This window comes from Erythrobacter sp. (assembly GCF_011765465.1).
Classification (GTDB): Bacteria; Pseudomonadota; Alphaproteobacteria; order Sphingomonadales; family Sphingomonadaceae; genus Erythrobacter.
The window spans coordinates 3,094,263-3,114,862 of sequence record NZ_CP050265.1 but is presented as its reverse complement, the minus strand read 5'-3'; the positions used below and the strand labels follow the sequence as shown (position 1 = coordinate 3,114,862).

General features: G+C 67.4%; 25 protein-coding genes. 9 read left to right on the top strand and 16 right to left on the bottom strand.

Annotated elements, in window-relative coordinates:
* The first annotated feature begins 3 nt into the window (after nt 1-3).
* Nucleotides 4-471, top strand: a complete 468-nt coding sequence (locus G9473_RS15085) for a cupin domain-containing protein (RefSeq protein WP_291134490.1) — start codon at nt 4-6, stop codon at nt 469-471.
* Here the strand turns inward: G9473_RS15085 and G9473_RS15080 are convergent.
* Both G9473_RS15080 and G9473_RS15075 read right to left on the bottom strand, forming a co-directional pair.
* On the bottom strand, nt 468-1,379 hold the full coding sequence (locus G9473_RS15080) for a S1/P1 nuclease (protein WP_291134488.1): 912 nt from the start codon (nt 1,377-1,379) through the stop codon (nt 468-470). The two genes, G9473_RS15085 and G9473_RS15080, sit on opposite strands and share 4 nt — an antisense overlap.
* The gene (locus G9473_RS15075; RefSeq protein ID WP_291134487.1) at nt 1,346-2,008 is read right to left on the bottom strand and encodes a glutathione S-transferase family protein; all 663 of its coding nucleotides are present in this window, start codon (nt 2,006-2,008) and stop codon (nt 1,346-1,348) included. Before G9473_RS15075 ends, G9473_RS15080 begins: the two co-directional genes overlap by 34 nt.
* A 138-nt stretch (nt 2,009-2,146) precedes the next feature.
* On the opposite strand from G9473_RS15075, the gene G9473_RS15070 reads away from it, so the two are divergent.
* Nucleotides 2,147-2,566 (top strand): VOC family protein, encoded by a 420-nt coding sequence (locus G9473_RS15070; protein ID WP_291134486.1) that lies wholly within the window; start codon nt 2,147-2,149, stop codon nt 2,564-2,566.
* 6 nt (nt 2,567-2,572) lie between these two features.
* Here G9473_RS15070 and G9473_RS15065 read toward each other — a convergent pair whose 3' ends face one another.
* The 7 genes from G9473_RS15065 to G9473_RS15035 all read right to left on the bottom strand — a co-directional run bounded on the left by G9473_RS15065 (nt 2,573) and on the right by G9473_RS15035 (nt 8,487).
* Nucleotides 2,573-3,667 carry a redoxin domain-containing protein gene (locus tag G9473_RS15065; RefSeq protein WP_291134485.1) on the bottom strand — a complete coding sequence of 365 codons (1,095 nt, stop codon included), beginning with the start codon at nt 3,665-3,667 and terminating at the stop codon, nt 2,573-2,575.
* A gap of 87 nt (nt 3,668-3,754) precedes the next feature.
* Nucleotides 3,755-4,426 (bottom strand): ribosome biogenesis GTP-binding protein YihA/YsxC, encoded by a 672-nt coding sequence (gene yihA, locus G9473_RS15060; RefSeq protein WP_291134482.1) that lies wholly within the window; start codon nt 4,424-4,426, stop codon nt 3,755-3,757.
* Entirely contained in the window at nt 4,423-6,234 is a 1,812-nt protein-coding gene (yidC, locus tag G9473_RS15055; protein ID WP_291134479.1) for a membrane protein insertase YidC, read from the bottom strand. Before yidC ends, yihA begins: the two co-directional genes overlap by 4 nt.
* 63 nt (nt 6,235-6,297) lie before the next feature.
* Nucleotides 6,298-6,507, bottom strand: a complete 210-nt coding sequence (gene yidD / locus G9473_RS15050) for a membrane protein insertion efficiency factor YidD (RefSeq protein ID WP_291134477.1) — start codon at nt 6,505-6,507, stop codon at nt 6,298-6,300.
* An 82-nt stretch (nt 6,508-6,589) separates the two neighbouring features.
* On the bottom strand, nt 6,590-6,976 hold the full coding sequence (gene rnpA / locus G9473_RS15045; RefSeq protein ID WP_291134474.1) for a ribonuclease P protein component: 387 nt from the start codon (nt 6,974-6,976) through the stop codon (nt 6,590-6,592).
* A 129-nt stretch (nt 6,977-7,105) separates the two neighbouring features.
* The gene (rpmH, locus tag G9473_RS15040; RefSeq protein WP_034905346.1) at nt 7,106-7,240 is read right to left on the bottom strand and encodes a 50S ribosomal protein L34; all 135 of its coding nucleotides are present in this window, start codon (nt 7,238-7,240) and stop codon (nt 7,106-7,108) included.
* 173 nt (nt 7,241-7,413) lie between these two features.
* The gene (locus G9473_RS15035; RefSeq protein ID WP_291134470.1) at nt 7,414-8,487 is read right to left on the bottom strand and encodes a hypothetical protein; all 1,074 of its coding nucleotides are present in this window, start codon (nt 8,485-8,487) and stop codon (nt 7,414-7,416) included.
* 149 nt (nt 8,488-8,636) lie between these two features.
* Here G9473_RS15035 and G9473_RS15030 point away from each other — a divergent pair, with 149 nt between their 5' ends.
* The 3 genes from G9473_RS15030 to G9473_RS15020 all read left to right on the top strand — a co-directional run bounded on the left by G9473_RS15030 (nt 8,637) and on the right by G9473_RS15020 (nt 11,750).
* A complete protein-coding gene (locus G9473_RS15030; RefSeq protein ID WP_291134469.1) occupies nt 8,637-10,133 on the top strand; it encodes a YifB family Mg chelatase-like AAA ATPase in 1,497 nt (498 codons plus the stop codon).
* A gap of 63 nt (nt 10,134-10,196) precedes the next feature.
* On the top strand, nt 10,197-10,862 hold the full coding sequence (locus G9473_RS15025) for a Crp/Fnr family transcriptional regulator (RefSeq protein WP_291134466.1): 666 nt from the start codon (nt 10,197-10,199) through the stop codon (nt 10,860-10,862).
* Nucleotides 10,863-10,967: 105 nt separating this feature from the next.
* On the top strand, nt 10,968-11,750 hold the full coding sequence (locus tag G9473_RS15020) for a hypothetical protein (protein WP_291134465.1): 783 nt from the start codon (nt 10,968-10,970) through the stop codon (nt 11,748-11,750).
* A gap of 4 nt (nt 11,751-11,754) precedes the next feature.
* Here G9473_RS15020 and recQ read toward each other — a convergent pair whose 3' ends face one another.
* Nucleotides 11,755-13,536, bottom strand: a complete 1,782-nt coding sequence (gene recQ, locus G9473_RS15015) for a DNA helicase RecQ (protein ID WP_291134464.1) — start codon at nt 13,534-13,536, stop codon at nt 11,755-11,757.
* Nucleotides 13,537-13,579: 43 nt separating this feature from the next.
* Nucleotides 13,580-14,134, bottom strand: a complete 555-nt coding sequence (locus G9473_RS15010; RefSeq protein WP_291134462.1) for a helix-turn-helix domain-containing protein — start codon at nt 14,132-14,134, stop codon at nt 13,580-13,582.
* Between the two features lie 218 nt (nt 14,135-14,352).
* Between G9473_RS15010 and G9473_RS15005 the strand changes: the two genes are divergently transcribed.
* Nucleotides 14,353-14,688 carry a hypothetical protein gene (locus G9473_RS15005; RefSeq protein WP_291134461.1) on the top strand — a complete coding sequence of 112 codons (336 nt, stop codon included), beginning with the start codon at nt 14,353-14,355 and terminating at the stop codon, nt 14,686-14,688.
* A 106-nt stretch (nt 14,689-14,794) separates the two neighbouring features.
* On the opposite strand, the gene G9473_RS15000 is transcribed toward G9473_RS15005, so the two are convergent.
* The 3 genes from G9473_RS15000 to galE all read right to left on the bottom strand — a co-directional run bounded on the left by G9473_RS15000 (nt 14,795) and on the right by galE (nt 16,762).
* Nucleotides 14,795-15,406, bottom strand: a complete 612-nt coding sequence (locus tag G9473_RS15000; RefSeq protein WP_291134459.1) for an HAD-IA family hydrolase — start codon at nt 15,404-15,406, stop codon at nt 14,795-14,797.
* 96 nt (nt 15,407-15,502) lie between these two features.
* Nucleotides 15,503-15,628: a type B 50S ribosomal protein L36 gene (gene ykgO / locus G9473_RS14995; RefSeq protein ID WP_034905333.1), complete on the bottom strand. Its 126-nt coding sequence runs from the start codon at nt 15,626-15,628 to the stop codon at nt 15,503-15,505.
* A 99-nt stretch (nt 15,629-15,727) separates the two neighbouring features.
* A complete protein-coding gene (gene galE, locus G9473_RS14990; RefSeq protein ID WP_291134455.1) occupies nt 15,728-16,762 on the bottom strand; it encodes a UDP-glucose 4-epimerase GalE in 1,035 nt (344 codons plus the stop codon).
* A gap of 114 nt (nt 16,763-16,876) precedes the next feature.
* On the opposite strand from galE, the gene G9473_RS14985 reads away from it, so the two are divergent.
* The 3 genes from G9473_RS14985 (at nt 16,877) to G9473_RS14975 (ending at nt 19,424) form a co-directional block, all read left to right on the top strand.
* Entirely contained in the window at nt 16,877-17,518 is a 642-nt protein-coding gene (locus G9473_RS14985) for a hypothetical protein (RefSeq protein WP_291134454.1), read from the top strand.
* The gene (locus G9473_RS14980; RefSeq protein WP_291134452.1) at nt 17,515-18,648 is read left to right on the top strand and encodes a M14-type cytosolic carboxypeptidase; all 1,134 of its coding nucleotides are present in this window, start codon (nt 17,515-17,517) and stop codon (nt 18,646-18,648) included. The genes G9473_RS14985 and G9473_RS14980 overlap by 4 nt, the downstream gene beginning before the upstream one ends.
* 62 nt (nt 18,649-18,710) lie before the next feature.
* Nucleotides 18,711-19,424: a DUF4197 domain-containing protein gene (locus G9473_RS14975; RefSeq protein ID WP_291134451.1), complete on the top strand. Its 714-nt coding sequence runs from the start codon at nt 18,711-18,713 to the stop codon at nt 19,422-19,424.
* 6 nt (nt 19,425-19,430) lie between these two features.
* Here G9473_RS14975 and G9473_RS14970 read toward each other — a convergent pair whose 3' ends face one another.
* Together G9473_RS14970 and G9473_RS14965 are read right to left on the bottom strand one after the other, a co-directional pair.
* Nucleotides 19,431-19,880, bottom strand: a complete 450-nt coding sequence (locus tag G9473_RS14970) for a cytidine deaminase (RefSeq protein ID WP_291134449.1) — start codon at nt 19,878-19,880, stop codon at nt 19,431-19,433.
* Entirely contained in the window at nt 19,859-20,599 is a 741-nt protein-coding gene (locus G9473_RS14965; protein ID WP_291134448.1) for a glycoside hydrolase family 25 protein, read from the bottom strand. The genes G9473_RS14970 and G9473_RS14965 overlap by 22 nt, the downstream gene beginning before the upstream one ends.
* Nucleotide 20,600 lies beyond the last annotated feature (1 nt).

The window sequence follows — 20,600 nt, the reverse complement described above, 5'->3', positions numbered from 1 at the left end:
CCGATGCCCAAGCTCGATCTGGAGGCGATCGAACAGACCAATGCGACGGGCTATCCCGCGCCTTACGACGCGCAGGTCGCGGGGCGACGATACCGGCGGCTCACGGGGATTGCCGGGCTCACGCACATGGGAGCGAGCCATGTCGTGCTCGAGCCGGGGGCATGGTCCTCGCAGCGGCACTGGCACAGCGACGTCGATGAACTGCTGGTCGCGGTTTCGGGCGAGGCGGTGCTGGTCGATGACGGGGGCGAGACGCCCGTGCGCGCGGGCGACGTGCTCGCCTGGCCGGCGGGCGAGGCCAACGGGCACCACCTGCAGAACCGCTCGGGCGAGCCCTTCGTCTATGTCGCCGTCAGCGCGGGCGATGCGGCGAGAGACAGGGGGGTCTACCCCGACATCGACATGACCTTCGGCCCCGAAGGCTATTTCCGCAAGGACGGGAGCCGCTACGATACCGAGCGCCTGCTCTAGCGGCGCGCGGGCAGCGGCAGCGCACCGGGCGCGAAGGCGCTTTCGAGCAGCTCGGCGATGCGGATGCCCGCCTGCTGCACCCGCCGCTTGGCAATCGGCACGCCGCGGACGATGTCATCCTGCGTCAGCTTCGTTTCCATCGGCAAATCGGTCTCGCACACGTTTTCCGTGTCGAACGCGGTCGGATAGACGAAGCTTCGGCTGATCTGCCAGCTCTCGCGGCCCCAGTCGGCGGGAGTGCCACCGCCCAGCTCGGCGCGCTCGGCGGCGGAATAGCGCCTCACGACCGGGTCGGCGGGATCGCTGATTGCGCGCTCAGCGAGCGGGCCGTCCCAGATCCGGTGCAGATTCAGGCCCGGCTTGATCCCGTAATCGGCCTTGCGGTCGTTCCCGCCGCGGTCGTCCTTGTCGCCCGAATGGAGCGGCATATGCACGTCGCCCGTGAAATGGACCATGAAGGCGAGCGCTTCCAGCCGGACGTTGTCGGGCAGGCTTTCGTCGGCGAGCACGCGGTGCGCGCGCTCGATCTGACCGGTGACGCAGGAGCCGCCGGGGCAGTTCCGGCGCGCGTCATAGGCCTCGCAGATCGGCGCGGTGCGGTAATGCCACGCGGCGGTGTAGCCCCAGCGCCAGTAATCGCGCCTTATGCAATCGGGCCATACGCTCGCATCCTCGATGGTCGATAGCGGGCAGCCGGGCGTGCCGACCAGCTTTTCGGAACGCATCAGGCGGCGGATCTTGGCGCGCGTCTCGGGCGAGACATTCGCTTCGGCGATTTCGGCGGTCTTCCTGTGCGCGTAGAAGCCCCAGGCCTGCGCGCTCGTCGGGACAAGCGCGCTCGCCAGCAGGGCCAGCCACAGCAGCGCCGCCGCGCTCAGCCGACGGTTTCGTATTGCTCGATGACCCATTGCTCGTTCTCTGCCGCCTCTATCCAGCTTTGCGTCCAGTCGTGTTCCCACACCGCCTGCATATAACCCTGCGCGAATCCGGGAACGGAGATTCCATAGGTGATGAAGCGCGAGACGACCGGCGCGTAGAAGATGTCAGCAGCGCCGAACGTGCCGAACAGGAACGGCCCGCCCTTGCCGTGACGCGCGCGCGCCTCCGCCCACAGGCCGAGAATGCGCACGATATCGCGGCGCGCTTCCTCGGTCATGTCGCCCAGTTGGATGCGCTTGCGGATATTCATGGGCAGCTCCCGTCGCAGGGCGAGATAGGAGGAGTGCATTTCCGCCACCATCGACCGGGCCATGCCGCGCGCCGCGTCGTCCTTGGGCCAAAACCGCTCGCGCCCGACCTTGTCGGCAAGGTATTCCATGATCGCGAGGCTGTCCCAGATCACCGCTTCGCCGTCCCACAGGATCGGGACCTTGCCGCTGGAAGGCTGCATCTCACCCATGTCGTGCTTGAGCCGGTCCCATTCCTCGCCCATGATCGGCACGGTGATCTCCTCGAAATGGAGCCCCGACTGCTTCGCCGCGAGCCAGCCGCGCAGCGACCAGCTCGAATAGTTCTTGTTGCCGATGATGAGCTTCATGGGCCTCTCCTGCTCCACCTTGCAGGCGCCGCATCTGCGAACCTCGTGCGGCTGCCGCATGGAGCAGTTAGGTATTCAGGCTTGGGCTGTCGAGGCTGAACGGGTTAGGGGAGCGCCAACCTTGTGGAGTGCAAATTCATGGCCATGGCCCTATTTCACCTCGCCTTCCCGGTCGACGACCTTGCCGCAGCCCGCGCTTTCTATGGCGGCGTGATGGGCTGCGCCGAGGGGCGCTCGTGCGACGAATGGGTCGATTTCGATTTCCACGGCCACCAGATCGTCGCCCACCTCGCACCGGGCGAAGCGGGCGACCGGGCGAGCAACCATGTCGACGGCCACGGCGTGCCGGTGCCGCATTTCGGGCTGGTGTTGGAAATGGCGGACTGGGAGGCGCTGGCCAAAAGGCTGCGGGACGCGGGCTGCGAGTTCGTGATCGAGCCGACCATTCGGTTCAAGGGCCAGCCGGGCGAACAGGCGACGATGTTCCTGCGCGACCCGGCGGGCAATGCACTCGAGTTCAAGGCTTTCGCGGATCGCGCCCAGCTCTTCGCGAAATAGCGCGGGTCAGCTGAAAAAGTGCGAGATGAGGTTGTAGCGAACGCCTGACGTGGTCTCCTCCACCTCGTGCAGCAGGGACGAAGAGAAGACCATCGCCGTGCCTGCCGGAACCCGATACGCCCTCGGGCTGAACTCCCTGAACACGATCCCGCCACCTTCGTATTCGTCGTTGAGGCTGATCGACAGGGCAAACCGCCGATGGGCGACCCCCGGCTCCATGTTGTCGCGGTGCCCGATCGCAATGCCGTCGCGCTTGCCGACATAGCGCGCGATGTGGAGATCCTCGCGGCGGGTCACGTCGAAGGCGAACGCCTTCTTGATCATGGGCGTGACACGGCCGAAGATCCTTTCGTCGAGAAAGGCCAGCGTGTTCCTGTCCTTGATGATCAGGTCGATCCGGTCCTGACGGTAGTGGTCGTAGACCGGTATCCGGTAATTGCCGGCGACCTCCCCCGGTTGCGGTTGCCGGACGAGGAAAGGCGTGTCCGTTTCCACCGATTCCACCAGCCTGCCGCATTCCTCCGGGGAAAGGACATTGGGCACCACGAGAACCGGTGCGTGCGGAGGGCTCCAGCGCAGCTCCTCGTTCGCCTGCGCATTTTCCATCAGATTCATGATCGTCTCCAGCGTGGGGCCCGTATCCCCTTCGAGGTCGAACCAGGCGCGGATCTGCCGATAGGGGGTGACCAGCACGAGCCGCGTGGTGCGGTCGTGGCCCTTGTGCAGGCCATAGGATGCGAAAAACCCGCCGGACGGATCGCCCGCGACAGGCCAGGGAAATCCGGCTGCGCGCTTCATCCGCTTGTTTCGCGTTGCATCGGTCGATGCGCTGAACGCGAGCGCAGTCGCGTGGACGGCATCGAAGCGATCTTCGAGCCCGGCCAGCGACCGCAGGAGGGTCATCGCGATTTCGCTGTCCGGGTCGCCGAGGAAAGCGAGCAGCAGGTGGCGTCCCGAAAGGTGATCGTCGGCGAGGTTGACCTTGCGGCCTTCCTCGTCGCGCGCATCGAACGGCATCGCCAGCGCGCCGGGCCACAGCGTCTGCACGTAGGGCCGGATGCTGGGCGCTGCGATCTCGTATGTCGGTCGAATGTCGGCCATGGGAGCACTTGCCGTTTCAATGAGGCCGGCACCTTATCGAGGTCGCGTCGAAATCGAAAGCGCGGTTGCAACGGCCATCCCCGCGGATCAGCCGGAAGACCATTCCTCGCCCAGGGCATCGGCCACCACGGCGGCGCGCAGGGCTGCGATCCCCATGCCCTTTTCGGCGCTGGTGAGGTGAAGCTCGGGAAAGGCCGCGGGGTGCTTGCGCGCTTCCTCCGCGACCTGGGACGCAACGCGTTCGAGGTCGCTCGCCTTCACCTTGTCGGTCTTGGTCAGTACGATGCGGTATCCCACCGCCGCGTCGTCGAGCATCTTCATCATCTCGCGGTCGACGTCCTTGAGGCCATGGCGGCTGTCGACCAGCACGAGATTGCGCGCCAGCACCTGTCGCCCCCTCAGGTAGCTCTTCACGAGATTCTTCCAGCGTTCGACGACCTTCACCGGCGCCTTGGCGAAGCCGTAGCCGGGCATATCGACGAGCCGGAACAGCGTCGGCTCGCCCACCTCGAAGAAGTTAAGTTCCTGCGTGCGGCCCGGCGTGACCGAGGCGCGGGCGATCGCCTTGCGCCCGGTCAAGGCGTTGAGCAGCGAGGACTTGCCGACGTTCGAGCGTCCGCAAAAGGCGATCTCCGGGACGGTCGGATCGGGCAGGAACTTGAGCTGCGGGGCGGACAGCAGGAATTCGACCCGGCCCGAGAAAAGGCGCGAGGCGGCGGCCTCCCGGGCCTGCCGCTCGCGCTCGTCGAGGTCGCTCACGCCTTGCCCTTCTTCGTGTCCTTGCCCTCGTCCGCCTTCTTCTTCGCCATCTCCGCCTTGTCCTTTTCCGCCTGTGCGCGCAGCTGCGGATGGCGCGAATAGAGATAGGTCTGCTGGGCGAGCGTGAGGATGTTCGAAGTCACCCAGTAAAGCAGCAGGCCCGCGGCGAACGGTGCCATGACGAACATCAGGATCCACGGCATGATGTTGAAGATCTGCTGCTGCATCGGGTCCATAGCGGACGGATTGAGGCGGAAGGTGAGCCACATCGTGATGCCGAGCAGGATCGCCAGCGGACCGATCGCGAGGAAGCCGACGACTTCGAAAGGAAGCAGACCGAACAGGTTGAGCACGTGCGCCGGGTCGGGCGCGGACAGGTCGCGGATCCACAGCACGAAAGGCTCGTGCCGCATATCGATCGCGAGGATCAGCACCTTGTAGAGCGCGAAGAAGATCGGGATCTGGATGAGGAGCGGCAGGCACCCGGCGAGCGGATTGACCTTCTCCTCCTTGTAGAGCTTCATGATCTCCTGCTGCTGGCGCTGCTTGTCGTCCTTGAAGCGTTCCTGGATCGCCTTCATCTTGGGCTGCACCGCCTTCATCGCGGCCATGCTGGCGAACTGCTTCTGCGCGATCGGGAACAGCACGCCGCGCACCACCACGGTCATCAGGATGATCGCAAGGCCGAAATTGCCTACCGCCGAGTTGAGCGTCCGCAACAGCCAGAGCAGCGGCTTCTCGAGCACCTGGAACCAGCCCCACGAAATCGCGAGGCCGAAATTGTCGATCCCGAGATTGTCGGCATAGGAATCGAGCAGGTCGCTCTCCTTCGCGCCGACGAACAGGCGCGTCTGCTGCGTCAGCGTCTGCCCAGCGGGCACGGGCTGCGCCTCATAGCGCAGTTCGGTGCTGAACAATTCATCGCCGAGAGAATAGAAGCCCGCCCGCCCGACATCCGCTTCGTCTCCGGGGATCAGCGCGGAGAGCCAGTACCGGTCGGTGAAGCCGAGCCATGCGGGATTGCCCGCAGGCGTGTCGCGCCCGAGCTCGGCGAGCTCCTCGTAGTTGTTGCCGTCGAACAGCGTCCCGCCGAACACGCCGACGGGGCCGGAATGGACGAGGAATTCGTCGGCGGTCGCGGTCGTGCTGGTGCGCTTGATGAGCGCGAAGGGCCGCACGATCGCGCCACTCTCGCCAGTATTGGAAACGCTCTGGCGCGCGGTGATCATGTAGTTCTCATCGATCGCAAGCTCGATCCGGTAGGTCAGCCCGTCCGCACCCTGATGCGTCAGCGTGACCGGCGTTTCGGGCGTGAGCCGCTCACCGCTCGCCTGCCAGAGCGTGTCGGCAGGCAGTTTCCCATCGCCGGTGACGAAGCCGAATTCCGCGAAATACTGCCTGTCTGTGCGATCGGGCGCGAACAGGCGGACCGGGCCGGAGTCCTTGTCGACCGTCTCACGGTGGTCCTTGAGCACGATGTCGTCGATCCGCGCGCCGACGAGGTTGATCGAGCCGGCCACGCGCGGCGCATCGATCGCAACGCGCGTCTGGCTTGCGAGCGCGGCGGACAGGTCGACCGGGCCGCTCATCTGCGCCTGTCCGGCGGCGGAAGCGGTCGCGGCCGGGGCGGCATCGGCGAGATCGCCCGCCGCCGAGCTTTCGACCGCGGACGCGGCGGGCGCATCGCCCTCGGGGGTCACCGCTTCGCTGATGGAGGCTTCGGGATAGAAGAAGCGCATACCGTAATCCCATCCCACAATCAGCAGGAAGGAAAGCGCCGCGGCGATGACGAGATTGCGAGTGTCCAAGGTGGTCTTATCCGAAATGGCTTTGCGTTCGTGGTGCCCGGCGGCGATCGACCGGAGCAGTCCTCAGGGAACGGGGTCGTAGCCGTGCCCACCCCAAGGGTGGCAGCGCATTAGCCGCTTAATCGCCATCCATCCACCCTTGAGCGCGCCATATCTTGTGAGCGCCTCAATCGCGTATTCGCTGCATGACGGCGCATAGCGGCAGGTCGGCGGCAGCAGGCGCGAAGGGCCGAGCTGCCATGCCCGGGCGATCAGGATGAGGACGTGCTTCATGGGCGAACCGCTCCGCTGGCGCCGATGGGTCGGGATGGGAGAGCCTAGAACGGCCTGCCCGCGCGGTCCAGCAGGGCGCGCCTCACACCTTCTTGCCGCTGCGGCTCCCGCGCCGGGGACGACGACCGCGTCCGGGATCGGAACGGCCGGCGCGGGCCCGCTCGAGCGCATCGAGGAGTTCGCCCTGCATCAGCTGGAAGTCGCGCTCGACCCCTCCGCTGCGCCCGATCAGGACATGATCGTGATCGGCGAGCCCGTGTTCGGGCAGAGCGGCGCGCAGGAGCTCGCGAAAACGCCGCTTCATCCGGTTGCGCACGACGGCATTGCCGATCTTCTTCGTCACCGTGATGCCGTAGCGCATCCCCTCCCCGCCATTGGGCCGGGTGAGGAGGACGAAGCCCGCCTTCGCATTGCGCAGGCCGCGATTGGCGGCGAGGAAATCGGCGCGGCGGGTGAGGACGGAGATCATGAAAAGCCCGCCGGTAACGCAAACGGGCTCCCGGAGGGAGCCCGCAAGGGCGACTGCCCGCCGCGGCCTATGCCGCGAAAGCCAAGCGGGCCGGATGGCCCGCGCCCGGCGCCTGAGGGCGCCAGAAAGTTACGCCGACAGCTTCTTGCGGCCGCGACGGCGACGCAGGCGCAGGACCTTGCGGCCACCGGGAGTTGCCTTGCGCGCGAAGAAGCCGTGGCGGCGCTTGCGCACGAGATTGCTGGGCTGGAAAGTCCGCTTCATGTCGTCCTCGATATACTGGCCGGCCGGGCTCGCAATCAGAGCGCAGCCCGGTCCGTTTCGTTCCGGTCGCGGCTGCGGGAGACAGGCCCCGCCGCAACATCAACAGGCGCGCGCCACTATGGGATGGCGCGATGCGAGTCAAGTCCGCACGCGTTTACTCCAAGCGCCGCACTTCAAATCTCGCGCAACTCCACCTGCCCTCGGGCCAGCGCGATCGCGGTCACGTCGGCGTAGAGGATGCGCGGCGCGGGAGCGGCGGGGATCGCATCCTCGTCGAGGAGAGCCAGCGACACCGGCCCGTCAAGTTCCACCCGCGGCAAGGCAAGCGCGCTCTCGGCGAACGAAAGCGCCTGGTCGGCTCGCGCGATGCGGTGCGCGCCCATCCGCCCAGGCTTGTCGCGTGCAGGAGCAATCCAGCCCCGCATCTCCTCGGCGCGCAGCCAGAGCGCGCTTGAATGGGGGACCGAATTGGTCATCGCGTAAAAGGCCCACGCGCGCTGTTCGTCCATCCCCATTTCGACGTAGTAATCGATATACATGAGATGCGCCGGATCATCTGCGGCGAAATCGTCCGCCTCGCGGCCGCGTTGGTCGAGCCAGCTGTGGACCGCGAAGCGCGCGCCCGGTGCGATCGTGCGGCGCTCGCCCGCCAGGAACAACTCGACTGCCCCCGAACGCACCGAGCCGCCCGGCGGAACATGGGTGGCGAGCCCGGCGGCGCGGATTTTCCGGCCGAGCGCGAGATTGGCGATGTCGTTGCTGGTGCCGGGAGCCTCGACCAGTTCCAGCACCGCAAGTCCGGGAAAATCGCGCAACATGGCATCGAACTGCCCCGGGGTCGCCGCATCGGTCGATCCGATCAGCGCGGCGCGGCTTTCGTCGATCACCCGGAAAGGCCCATATCGCGGTGCCGCCGCCCTCGGGCCCTGCCAACCCTGCGCGCGACGGTCCGGGCGGGCATGGCGCGCGGCGGCAAGTTCCTGCCGGGTCTCGGTCACGCTCCATCCGACCGGCAGGCGCGTGCCGATGGGACCGCTCGCGGCGACACCCTCACTGTCCTCGCTCACCCGGACCCAGCGCTGTAGGACGGGATCCCATTCCTCGATCCAGCGCTCGACCAGAACCGTGCGCACCCCGCCAATGATCGGGCGCCCCTCGGGCAAGGGTGCAATCGATTGCGCCGAAGCCGCACCGGGTGTGAAGACGAGCGCGACGAGAGCGAGCAGGAGAGCGGCAAGCTTTTGCATGGCACGCGGAAGATGCGCGCCGCCGTGCTGCGATTTCCCAAAGGATTATGCTTTCGCCAATTCCGGCGGGCATCCCTTAGGCGCTCGACAAGTTCCTCTTAATTTTCCAGTATTGCGGTTAATTGTGGGTCTTTCCGGGAGGGGTACCCGTGGTCGCGTTGGTCAGGACGGTCGCCTATCTCGGGCTCGAGGCGCGGGCGGTCGAGGTGCAATGCCAGGTCGCATCGGGCCTGCCGCGATTCGCGATCGTCGGGCTCGCCGACAAGGCGGTGAGCGAGAGCCGCGAGCGGGTGCAGGCGGCGCTTTCGGCAATGGGCCTGTCGCTGCCGCCGAAACGCATCACAATCAACCTCTCTCCCGCTGACCTGCCCAAAGACGGATCGCATTACGACCTGCCGATCGCGTTGGCCCTGCTTGCCGCGATGGGCGTGACCGATGCCGAGCAACTGGGCGACTGGATCGCGGTCGGAGAACTCGCGCTGGACGGGCGGATTGTCGCGAGCCCCGGCGTGCTCGTCGCGGCTCTCCATGCGAGCGAGGCGGAAGCCGGGCTCATCTGCCCCGCCGAACAGGGCCCCGAGGCGCGCTGGGCGAGCGGCATCCCCGTGCTTGCGCCGAAGGACCTGTCGAGCCTACTTGCCCACCTCAAGGGCTCGACCGTACTGCCCGAACCCGAACGCGGCGGGATCGCCGAGGCACCACCCGCGCCCGACCTCGCGCAGGTCAAGGGGCAGGAAACCGCCAAGCGCGCGCTCGAGATTGCGGCGGCCGGGGGCCACAACCTGCTGATGGTCGGTCCGCCCGGATCGGGCAAGAGCCTGCTCGCTTCATGCCTGCCCGGCATCCTGCCCGAACTCACCCCGGTCGAGGCGCTCGAGGTGTCGATGGTGCAATCGGTCGCGGGCGCATTGGAAGCCGGACGCATCAGCCGCGCGCGCCCGTTCCGCGCACCGCACCATTCGGCCAGCATGGCGGCGCTGACGGGCGGCGGATTGAAAGTCCGGCCCGGCGAGGTCAGCCTCGCCCATCTGGGTGTGCTGTTCCTTGACGAATTGCCCGAGTTTCAGCGCGCCGTGCTCGATTCGCTGCGCCAGCCGCTCGAGACCGGGCAGGTCGACGTCGCGCGCGCGAATGCCCACGTGACCTTTCCCGCACGGGTCCAACTGGTCGCGGCGATGAACCCCTGCCGCTGCGGCCATGCAGGCGAACCGGGCCATGTCTGCGCCCGCGGTCCCCGGTGCGCGAGCGAATACCAGGCGCGCCTGTCGGGGCCGCTGCTGGACCGGATCGACCTCCACGTCCATGTTGCCGCGGTATCGGCGATGGATCTCGCCTTGCCGCCCCCGACCGAGGACAGCGCCGCCGTCGCCGCCCGTGTCGCCGCCGCGCGCGAGGTTCAGAAGGAGCGCGGGGTGCGGTCCAATGCCGAACTCGACGGCGAAAAGCTCGAACGCTTCGGTGCGCCGGACGAGCCGGGGCGCGCGCTGTTGATGCAGGCGGCGGAGAAGCTGCGGCTGTCCGCACGCGCCTATACGCGGATGTTGCGGGTAGCGCGCACGATCGCCGACCTTGCGGGCAGCGAAGGCGTGGGAAGAGTCCACATCGCCGAGGCTTTGAGCTATCGCCAGTTCATCGGCACCAGATAGCACCCGGACCCCCTCACCATCACCTTCGACCCCGCCTGGCTGATCCAGATCGCCGCCGCGCTGATGCTGTTCGCATTCTTCATCCGCGACGAGCTGCCGCTTCGCTCGCTGATTATCGTCTCGACGGTGATATACATCGCCTACTACTATTTCGCGCTCGACCCGCCGCTGTGGGACGCGATCGTCACGAGCGTCCTGATGATCTTCGCCAATTGCTACGTGCTCGCCCAGGTCCTGCTCGAGCGCACGACCTTCCGCCTGTCGGAGGACGAAAAGCGCCTGTTCGACGCTTTCGAGACGCTTACGCCGGGCCAGTTCCGGCGCATCCTCAAGCTGGCGCACTGGCGCGTGGCGGAAGACCCCGAGGGCACGGTGCTGACCCGCGAGGCGGAGCCGTCCGGCGCATTGTTCTACGTCTTCGAGGGCATCATTTCGGTCCAGAAGGGCGAACGCCTGTTCCGCCTGCCCGAAGGCAATTTCGTCGGCGAAATCGCCTTCGTGCTCAAGCGCAAGACCACCGCCACCACGGTCGCGCCCGAGGGCGTGCGATATGTCGAATGGGACGCGGACGCACTGCGCAAGCTGGGCAGGCGCCATCCCAATCTCGGCAATGCCCTTAACGCGCTGCTCACCCGCGACCTCGCGAAGAAGCTGGGGGCGAGCTACCGTCCCGACGACGCGCTCCCGCCGACGCGCGAGACGGTCGAGCTGCTCGAAGCGGCGGAGTGAGAGAGCAGCGAAAGCGTGCCGACCGACGGATTTCCTGCTAGCGCGCGCGCCGCCCCCTTTCCGGCCGAGCCACCCTTGCCCGAATCACCTGTCGCTCCTTTCCCTGTGGCCGCTCCGAGCGGCGCTGCCGACGATGGCGCACTGCGCCGGCGCATGGCGGGAATTGCGGCCACGATCTGTGCCGAACTGGTCGTGATCGCGCTCCTGTTGACGCTCGGGTGGAACGTGGTCGAGGGGGAGCCCGATGCACCCGCAGCCGTGACCTTCGAGGCGCGCAACGTGTCGGCGGAGGAGACTGCTCCCGCCGGGGAGGAGTCGGAGACCGAGCAGGCCGAGTTCGAGCCGGTCCCTCGTCCTCCCGAACCGGAGCGAGCCGAGCCGGCACCGCTCGAGATGCCCGACGTTCCGCCCCCGCAGCCGCTGCCCGTCGCCCCACTTCCTGCGCCATCCCCTGCGCCCGCCCCGGTCGAGCCCCCGCCCAAGCCTTCGAAGCCGAAGGCGGTGATCCGGCCGGGCCGGAACTACGGCCCTGTCGATACCGGCCCGCCCCGCTCCGCGAACGACAGCGAACGCGTCGGGACCGCGCCCAATGGCGAGCCGATGTACGCCGCGCGCTGGTATCGCGAGCCGACGCGGCAGGAACTCGCGGGCTATCTCTCGACCGCCACGGCCCCGTCGAGCGCATTGATCGTGTGCCGCACCGTGCCCGATTTCCGGGTCGAGGATTGCGAACTGCTCGGCGAAAGCCCGGCCGGCTCCCGGATCGGGCGCGCGGTACTGGCGGCGACGTGGCAATTCCGCGTGCGTCCCGCGATCGTGGGCGGGCGCTCGCAGGTGGGATCCTGGGTACGGATCAGGATCGACTACCGCCAGACCGTGCGGCGCTGAAGCGTCAGGCGCGGAAGCTTTCGCGGATCACGGCGATGAAATCGGCCCCGTAAGTCTCGAGCTTCTTCGCGCCGACACCCTGCAATTCGCCCAGTTCGCCGAGCGTCTCGGGCTTGTGCGTCGCCATGTCGCGCAGGACGCTGTCGTGGAAGATGACATAGGCGGGTACGCCGCGTTCGCTCGCCAGTTCCTTGCGTTTCGCGCGCAGCGCCTCGAACAGCGGGTCGCCGACGGGGTTCGCCGCCTGCGTCCTCGCCCGGCGGCGCTTCTTCGCGGGCGGCTCGGCGATGGCGACCGGACGCTCGCCCTTAAGCACAGCGCGCGCCGAAGGCCCCAGCGCAAGCCCGCCATGCTCGGTCGTCGTCAGCATCCCGTGCGCGGTTAGGCTGCGCATCAGTGGGCGCAGCAGCGGTGCTTCTTCCTCGCCGACTATGCCATAGACGGAAAGGTGGTCGTGCCCGCGCTGGCGCACGCGGTCGTCCTCGCGGCCGAGGAGGACCTTCTCGATGTGCCCCATGCCGAAGCTCTGCCCGGTGCGATAGACCGCCGAGAGGAGCTTGCGCGCAAGCTCTGTCGCGTCGACGACTTTTGGGGGATTCTCGCAATTGTCGCAATTGCCGCAAGTCGCGGGCGGGTTCTCGCCGAAATGCCGCAACAGGATCGCGCGGCGGCAGCCCGGCGTCTCGACCAGCCCGGCGAGCGCATCGAGCCGTGCGCGTTCGGCGGCGAGGCGGTGTTCCTCGACCTCGGCCAGGCGCTGGCGGGCCTTGGCGAAATCATTGGGACTCCAGAACAACGCGGCCTCGGCCGGGTCCCCATCGCGCCCCGCGCGTCCCGTTTCCTGGTAATAGGCTTCGATCGACTTGGGCAGGCCGGCATGGACGACGAAGCGCACGTCGGGCTTGTCGATCCCCATGCCGAAAGCAATGGTCGCGACCATCACCATGTCCTCCGAAGCGACGAATTCGGCCTGCACAGCTGCGCGGCGTTCGGGCGAAAGGCCGGCATGGTAGAAGCCGGTCGGGCGGCCCGTTTTCGCAATGTGCTGCGCGATCTGCTCAGTCGCGGCGCGGCTGTTCGCGTAGACGATCCCCGCCCCGTTCGTGCGCTTGATGAAATCGGCGACCTGCTGGCCGGTATTGCCGCGCGGGTGGATGGCATAGCGGATGTTGGGCCGGTCGAATCCCGCCACCACCAGCCCCTCCTCGGGAATGCCGAGCTGGCGCAGCACGTCGGCGCGCGTGACCTCGTCCGCGGTCGCGGTCAGGGCAAGGCGCGGGACATCGGCAAAGCGATCCAGCAGGGGGCGCAGCATCCGGTAGTCGGGCCGGAAATCGTGCCCCCATTCGGACACGCAATGCGCCTCGTCGATCGCGAAGAGCGACAGCCTGGCCTGCGCAAGCAACCCCTCGAAACCGGGCGTGGTCGCGCGTTCGGGGGCGATGTAGAGCAAATCGAGTTCGCCACGGCGCAGCGCCTCGGCGGTGGCGGCGTTGTCGGTGTCGGCGGAGGTCATCGAGGCCGCGCGGATGCCCAGCGCCTCGGCGGCGCGGATCTGGTCGTGCATCAGCGCGATAAGGGGCGAGATCACCACCGCCGTGCCTTCGAGCGCGAGCGCCGGGAGCTGGTAGCAGAGCGACTTGCCCGCCCCCGTCGGCATCAGGGCGAGCGTCGGCTGCCCCGCGAGTACGCGAGTGACGACCGCTTCCTGCTGCCCGCGAAAGCCCGAAAAGCCGAAGGTGCGGCGCAGGATGTCGTAGACGTCCGCCGCGGCGACCCGGCTCATGTCTCACCCGTTTTCGATAGTGACCCTTGCGAGCCGGGGCGAATCACCCGGCGGCGGCTTTTCTCGCGGCTTCGAGATCGGCAACGTCGCCGCGGCCCAGTCCCGCGCCCGCTTCGGCGCGAGTTCCGTCAGGCCGCTTGCCGAGGTCGACGCGGCGGGTCAGCCAGAGATCCTGATGGTTCAGGATGCGCCCGTCATGGGCAAGGATCGAGACCGGGCCGATCGGCAGGCGGTCGCGAGCATCGACGAGGACGGGGTCCTCCTTGACCGGCTCGTTGCCGTATTTCTGTCCCCACTGGCGCAGCGCGATCATCGCGGGCAGCAGGTCGAAGCCCTTGTCGGTCAGGCGATATTCGATCTTGCGCCGGTCGTCCTCGCACGGTTCGCGGCGCAGGATGCCGTGCTCGACCAGCTTGGCGAGGCGATTTGACAGGATGTTACGGGCGATGCCGAGTTCGCTCAGGAACTCCTCGAAATGCTTGAGGCCGTTGAAGCTGGCGCGCAGGATCATGAAGGACCAGCGCTCGCCCATCACTTCGAGCGCCTGCGGCAGGCCGCATTCGATCAGATCGCGCAGCGGCTCTCTTACGTCGCCCATGTCCATTCCTCTCATGCCTGTTCTTGGATAGCGCCGCGCACTCTACCCGCAATCGCGGTTCTGGCAAATTTCCGGGACGGCTCCGAGGCGAAAATAAATTTAGGTTTCGAGTTGCAACTTGAAATCTAGTGAGCTAGTGGGGGTTATGCAATGAGTTTCGAATCGAAACGTTGCATCGCACAATAAACGATGATCCCGTCAGCCAAAGGACCCCGACAATGACCCTCTCCCGCACCAATCGCCTGTCGATCTTCGTCGCCGCCCTCGCCTACACCGCCGCGGTCTTCGGCGTCGCCGCCGCTCCCGCCCCGGCCGAGGCGAAGGATGGCCCCTACTACATCGCCCGCCTCGCCCAGCCCGCCGCCGACGAGCGTGCGGTCGCCGGCGGTGTCGCCTGGGCCTGCAAGGGCGACATCTGCGTCGCCAACAAGGGCACTTCGCGTCCGATCAACGTCTGCCGCGACCTGAACCGCGAATTCGGCGAGATCACCGCCTTCACCGCGCGCGGCAAGGAGCTCGAGGCGGACAAGCTCGCCAAGTGCAACGGCAACTGAGCCAACCCTGATCCCCCCGTCCGCGCGCCTCTCCAGCGCGGGCGACTTTCCGGCCCCCGGCGCGCGCCCTGCCCCCAACCGGCGCGCGGTCCGGGGGCCGCTTTCGTTACAGCAGGCCGGATCCTGCCAGCTGCGCCTCGAGCGATGCCGCATCGGTGAACAGGTGCGCATCCCAGCCGCGCGCCTTGGCGGCGGCGACATTGGCCGGATTGTCGTCGGTGAAGAACAGCGCCGCACCCTCGCGCCCGCTGCGGCGCTCGACGATTTCGTAGATGCGCGGATCGGGCTTTGCGATGCGCTCCGTGCCGGACACGATGATGTCCTCGAACAGGTCGAAGATCGGCTGCTCCGGGCGGAAGCGGGCGAACAGCTCGTCCCCGAAATTGGTCAGGCAGTAGAGCGGCACATCCCGGTCCGCGAGACGGCGGACGATGTCGTGAACCCCTTCGATCTCGCCGGGCACGGTTTCGTTGAAACGCGCTGCGTAGGCGGCGATAAGCAGGGCGTGTTCTGGAAACTGGGCCATGCGCGCAGGCAGCATCTCGGCCAGCGGCGCGCCGCGATCGTGCTGGAAATGCCATTCCTCCGTCACGACATTCGCAAGGAACCAGTCGAGCTGCTGCGAATCGTCGATCAGCTTTTCGAAAAGGGCGCGCAGCTGCCACTGGAACAGCACCCGGCCCACGTCGAACACGGCGGCGCGGTCATTATTGCTCATGACAGTCCCCAAACGGCGAGCGGCCCGCACTCCGGTGGGAGGCGGGCCGCTTGAACCCTTCCGGACCGCGATGCACGGACCGGCGTCCAGGCCGGATCAGCCCTGGCGGGCCTTGAACCGGCGGTTCGTCTTGTTGATGACGTAGGTGCGACCGCGGCGCCGGATGACGCGGCAATCGCGGTGGCGCTTCTTCAGCGACTTGAGGCTGTTGCGGATCTTCATCGTCGTGTCTTTCCAAACAAAAAGCGCCGAGACGCATCCCGGCGCGCTCATTCCTTGATCGGCCCGTTAGCGCCAAGGGGGCGCGCCGTCAACCATGTGTCACGCCTCGGCGCCCTCGCCAGCGCGAATTTCACCGAGTCTGCGCTCCCATGCGAGCGCGTGGGCGATGATCGTCTCGAGGTCGTCGAAGCGCGGTGTCCACGGAAGTGTGGCGCGGATGCGCGACGGGTCCGAAACGAGCGAGTCGGGATCGCCCGCGCGGCGCTCGGCGAAACGCCTTTCGATCGGCGCATTGGTCAGCCGGTCGAGCGCGTCGAGCACTTCCAGCACCGAAAAGCCGCGCCCGTAGCCGCAGTTCATCGTCATCGAGCGGCCCGGCGCCTGGATGAGCGCCTCGAGCGCCAGGACATGGGCGGCGGCAAGGTCGCTCACGTGGATGTAGTCGCGCACTCCCGTTCCGTCGGGCGTCGCGTAATCGGTCCCGAAGACGCTGACATGGTCGCGCTTGCCCAGTGCGGCCTCGACCGCGACCTTGATGAGATGGGTCGCCCCGGCGGTCGATTGCCCGCTGCGCCCCTCGGGATCGGCCCCGGCGACGTTGAAATACCTGAGCGCGCAATAATTCATCGCATGGGCGGCGGCGGTGTCGGCGAGCATCTGCTCGGTCATCAGCTTCGACCAGCCATAGGGATTGATCGGCGCGCGCGGGCAGTCCTCGGAGACCGGCGAGACCTCGGGTACGCCATAGGTCGCGGCGGTCGAGGAAAAGATGAAATGCCCCACGCCCGCGCGCACCGCTGATTCGATCAGCGCGCGGCTCTTGGCCGTGTTGTTGTGGTAATACTTGAGCGGGTCGGAAACGCTTTCCGGCACCACGATCGAGCCGGCGAAGTGCATGATCGCTCCGCCTCCCTCGTCCATACCCTGTTCGGCGAAGATGCGGGCAACGAGGCCCGCGTCCTCGATATCCCCTTCGTAGAACGGCACGCCGTCGGGCACGGCGAAACGAAAGCCGGTCGATAGATTGTCGATCACGCTCACCCGCCAGCCCGCGTCCTTTAGTGCGAGCACGGCGTGGCTGCCGATATAGCCGGCACCGCCGGTCACCAGCACAGGAGTCGCTTTCTGGTCCATCGCCGCGCGCCATAGCACGGCGACGTTCGCAAACCATGAATTTCGCTCCTGCGAAAGCCTTGTGGCGCGTCGGGGCATGGCGGCTATAACGGGGGCGGAGAGAAAGGAAGCCCCATGCCCATCACCCCACCCCTTCGCGCGCTGCTCGCAGCGGCGCTCCCCGCGCTGGCCCTCGGCGCCTGCACCAGCACCTATACCGGCCCGGTCGAAGTGACCCGCTTCGTCGCCCAGCAGCGCGCGGCCGAACTCGGCGAAGGCGGCATCGCGATCGTCTTTCCCGAGGAAATGTCGAACAAGACGGCACGCGCCGCGTTCGAATCCGCAGTCGCCGCGGAACTGAAGCAGCTCGGCTACACAATTGCGACCCAGCCCGGCACGGCGGGCCAGACCGCGACGATCCGCACCAGCCGCGAGCCGATCGCGAGCGCGGGCGGTCGGCGCTCGCCGGTCAATGTCGGGGTCGGCGGGCAGACCGGGACCTTCGGCTCGGGCGTCGGCGTCGGCGTCGGGATCAATCTCGGCGGCGGCGGCAACAGCGGCCCGCGCGTCGTGACCCAGCTTGCCGTGCGAATCCTCGGCCCGGCGGGCGAGAGCCTGTGGGAAGGGCGCGCGAATCTCGAAACCTCGATGAATTCGCCCTACAGCGAGACCGGCGCTGCCGCCCGCACCCTGGCAGCGGCCTTGTTCCGCGAATTTCCCGGTGGCAATGGCGAGACCGTCACGATCGACGTGGCCGACCTCGAAGGAACCGAATGACCCAGATCGCCATCGATGCCGCTTTCGACAGCGGCAATATCGAAGTCCTCTCCATCGACGGCTGCACCGCGCGCCTCGCCATTCGCAAGGACCACCGGTCCGAGTTCGCGCAGTGGTTCCATTTCCGCGTGACCGGCGCGGCGGGCGAGGAGGTCGAGCTCAAGCTCACCGGCCTCAACGACAGCGCCTATCCGGGCGGCTGGCCCGATTACGACGCCTGCGTTTCGGAAGACCGCGAATACTGGGCGCGCGCGGCGAGCAGCTTCGACAAGGACGCGGAGAACGGCACGCTGACGATCCGCTACACGCCCGCCTCGAACATCGCCTGGTTCGCCTATTTCGCGCCTTATTCGATGGAGCGGCACAACGATCTCGTCTCCGAGGCCGCGGCGAGCGAGGGGGTGGAGCTCGTCCGGCTCGGCAAGACGCTCGACGGCCAGCCGCTCGACCTTCTCGAAATGGGCGAAGGGGAGATGCAGGTCTGGCTCTATGCCCGCCAGCACCCGGGCGAGACACAGGCCGAATGGTGGATGGAAGGCGCGCTCGAATGCCTGACCGACCCGGCCGACCCCGTCGCGCGCGCGCTGCGCAAGCACTGCCGCCTCCATATCGTGCCGAACTGCAACCCCGACGGCTCGCGCCGGGGGCACCTGAGGACCAACGCGGTCGGCACGAATCTCAACCGCGAATGGGCATCGCCCAGCGCGGAGAAATCGCCCGAGGTGCTCGCGATCCTTGGCCGGATGGACGAGACCGGCGTCGATTTCGCAATGGACGTGCACGGCGATGAGGCGATTCCGGCCGTGTTCCTCGCCGGGTTCGAGGGCATCCCTTCGTGGACCGACGAACAGGGCGAAGGCTTCTACCGCTACCAGCGCATCCTCGACCGCCGCACGCCCGATTTCCAGACGAAGCTCGGCTATCCCAAGGCGCAGCCGGGCAAGGGCAACCTGTCGATGAGCACCAACCAGGTCGCCGAACGCTTCGGCGCCTGCGCGATGACGCTGGAAATGCCCTACAAGGATCTCGCCGACTTCCCGGAGCCCGAACAGGGTTGGTCGCCGGAGCGGTGCAAGCTGCTGGCACGCGACTGCCTCGCGGCACTGGTCGAGTGGATCGAAACGCGCTGAGCCTTTCCCCTCGCTGATCGTGTGATAAGGTCACGCGAAAGTGGAGGGGGGAGTTTGCAGCAATGAAAGATCATCGAGCCTTGGCGAAGCGCGGCTTCCACGCGGACCGCAGAGTATTCATCGCAGGGCTCGCCGCCTGCGGGGTTGCGGGGGCCTTCGCGCCGGGCCGCGCGAGGGCGCAGGGGCTCGGCCTTTCCTCGATCCTGGGGCGGGCGACCGACAACGCGCTCGACAAGCTCGCGCGGCCCGGCGCATTCTACGAGGACGAGGAGGTCCGCATCGGCCTTCCCATCGTCGGCAGGGCATCCTCGGGCCTGCTCGGCCGGATCATGCAGGCGGGTGACCGGCTCGGCGTGCTCGGCGGGATCACGCGGAGGATCAACGACGCCGCCGGGACCGCCGCGGGCGAGGCCAAGCCGATCTTCCGCGACGCGATCGACGGGTTATCTTGGTCCGACGCGCCGGGGATCGTGTCGGAAAGCGACGGCGGCACGCAATACCTGCGCCGTTCGTCGAACGACGCGCTATCGGCCAAGCTCGAACCGCTGGTGGACGACGCCCTCGGCGCCACCGGGGTCTATGACGAGTTCGACGGGCTCGCAGAAAGGCATTCCTTCATCCGCGACGCCGGACTGGACCGCGAGGGCATCAACCGCTCGGTGAGCGAGCAGGCGCTCGACGGGATTTTCGCCTATATCGGCCGCGAGGAGCGCGCTTTTCGCAGGAACCCGCTCGGCAATATCGGCGGGGCGCTCGGCGACCTGCTCGGCAACTAGTCGGCTTCAGGCAAGGTTCGCCGGGCCGAAAGCGCGCGGGAGTAGGTCGGACAGCGACACGCTCTCGGTCCGCTCGGTCCCGACACACAGCACCAGCGGGTCGGTCGCGCCGAGCTGCGCGATCTCGTTGAGCACCTGGCGGCAGCGCCCGCACGGCGTGATCGGAGCGCCGTCTCCCTTGTCGGTCGGCCCGGTCACCGCGACCGCGACCAGCCCGCCGCGCCGTCCCTCGCCCAGCGCCTTCGCCACCGCGACCGTCTCGGCGCACAGCGCAAGGCCATAGCTCGCGTTCTCGACATTGCAGCCGGTGATGACCGCCCCGTCCTCGAACAGCAGCGCCGCGCCGACGCTGTAGTCGGAATAGGGTGCATAGGCATGGCGCGCGGCCGAGCGCGCGGCCTCGATGAGTTCGGCCCGCTGCGCCTCTCCAAGGGTCACTTCTGCACCACCACCCATTCGACAGGATCCTCCGAAGCCTCGGTCATGAGGCTGCCATTCGCGCTCCATAGCAGCCAGGGCCGCCCGGCATAGTCCGGCTCGGCCCGGTCGCGCATCAGCCACAGGTCACGCTCCATCGTCGCGGCGGTGCGGTACTTCTGCTCGAAGGCGGGGCCGAGCTTGAGGATCACGGGGCGCCCGGCGTGCATCTCGATCTGGTTGACCAGCGTCATCAGTTCGCTCTCGACCGCCGCCTCGCTCACCGGCGGAGTGCACGGGATCCGTCCGATCCGCAGGATCAGCGCGGGCGGCAAAAGATCGTCGTCGCGCGGCACCATACGGGTGAAACGCGCGCTCTGCGGGTCCGCGCGCGCGCACAGATCGAAGGGAAAGGCGAGCCCGACCTTGAGCCCTGCCGCGCGCGCGGCATCCATCCGCGCGGCAAGGCCCGGATCGGGGACCGCATCGCTTGACGCGAGTTCGAGATAGACGAATTGCGCGCCCAAAGCCTTCAGCGTCTCGAAACGCGTGCCCGATGTCCCGCTCGCGATCACCGCACCTTGTTCCGGATAGAGCTCCTCCGCCGGACGCCAGCCTCGCATATCGACCCACAGCCAGCCCGAATAGAGGATCGTCGCGAGCACCAGCAGCGCAAAGCCCTGCCACATCAGGCGGATGATACGCCCACCCGCGCCGAGCTTGCGGCGACGGGCATTCGTCAGCCGGGCCTTCGCCATG

Bases quoted from the DNA above. Each gene is read 5' to 3' on its own strand.
- G9473_RS15085 (WP_291134490.1), top strand. From the start codon at position 4: ATGCCCAAGCTCGATCTGGAGGCGATCGAACAGACCAATGCGACGGGC.
- G9473_RS15080 (WP_291134488.1), bottom strand. From the start codon at position 1,379: ATGGGTCATCGAGCAATACGAAACCGTCGGCTGAGCGCGGCGGCGCTG.
- G9473_RS15075 (WP_291134487.1), bottom strand. From the start codon at position 2,008: ATGAAGCTCATCATCGGCAACAAGAACTATTCGAGCTGGTCGCTGCGC.
- G9473_RS15070 (WP_291134486.1), top strand. From the start codon at position 2,147: ATGGCCATGGCCCTATTTCACCTCGCCTTCCCGGTCGACGACCTTGCC.
- G9473_RS15065 (WP_291134485.1), bottom strand. From the start codon at position 3,667: ATGGCCGACATTCGACCGACATACGAGATCGCAGCGCCCAGCATCCGG.
- yidD (WP_291134477.1), bottom strand. From the start codon at position 6,507: ATGAAGCACGTCCTCATCCTGATCGCCCGGGCATGGCAGCTCGGCCCT.
- rnpA (WP_291134474.1), bottom strand. From the start codon at position 6,976: ATGATCTCCGTCCTCACCCGCCGCGCCGATTTCCTCGCCGCCAATCGC.
- rpmH (WP_034905346.1), bottom strand. From the start codon at position 7,240: ATGAAGCGGACTTTCCAGCCCAGCAATCTCGTGCGCAAGCGCCGCCAC.
- G9473_RS15035 (WP_291134470.1), bottom strand. From the start codon at position 8,487: ATGCAAAAGCTTGCCGCTCTCCTGCTCGCTCTCGTCGCGCTCGTCTTC.
- G9473_RS15025 (WP_291134466.1), top strand. From the start codon at position 10,197: ATGCTGTTCGCATTCTTCATCCGCGACGAGCTGCCGCTTCGCTCGCTG.
- recQ (WP_291134464.1), bottom strand. From the start codon at position 13,536: ATGAGCCGGGTCGCCGCGGCGGACGTCTACGACATCCTGCGCCGCACC.
- G9473_RS15010 (WP_291134462.1), bottom strand. From the start codon at position 14,134: ATGGGCGACGTAAGAGAGCCGCTGCGCGATCTGATCGAATGCGGCCTG.
- G9473_RS15005 (WP_291134461.1), top strand. From the start codon at position 14,353: ATGACCCTCTCCCGCACCAATCGCCTGTCGATCTTCGTCGCCGCCCTC.
- G9473_RS15000 (WP_291134459.1), bottom strand. From the start codon at position 15,406: ATGAGCAATAATGACCGCGCCGCCGTGTTCGACGTGGGCCGGGTGCTG.
- ykgO (WP_034905333.1), bottom strand. From the start codon at position 15,628: ATGAAGATCCGCAACAGCCTCAAGTCGCTGAAGAAGCGCCACCGCGAT.
- galE (WP_291134455.1), bottom strand. From the start codon at position 16,762: ATGGACCAGAAAGCGACTCCTGTGCTGGTGACCGGCGGTGCCGGCTAT.
- G9473_RS14985 (WP_291134454.1), top strand. From the start codon at position 16,877: ATGCCCATCACCCCACCCCTTCGCGCGCTGCTCGCAGCGGCGCTCCCC.
- G9473_RS14980 (WP_291134452.1), top strand. From the start codon at position 17,515: ATGACCCAGATCGCCATCGATGCCGCTTTCGACAGCGGCAATATCGAA.
- G9473_RS14975 (WP_291134451.1), top strand. From the start codon at position 18,711: ATGAAAGATCATCGAGCCTTGGCGAAGCGCGGCTTCCACGCGGACCGC.
- G9473_RS14970 (WP_291134449.1), bottom strand. From the start codon at position 19,880: ATGGGTGGTGGTGCAGAAGTGACCCTTGGAGAGGCGCAGCGGGCCGAA.
- G9473_RS14965 (WP_291134448.1), bottom strand. From the start codon at position 20,599: ATGGCGAAGGCCCGGCTGACGAATGCCCGTCGCCGCAAGCTCGGCGCG.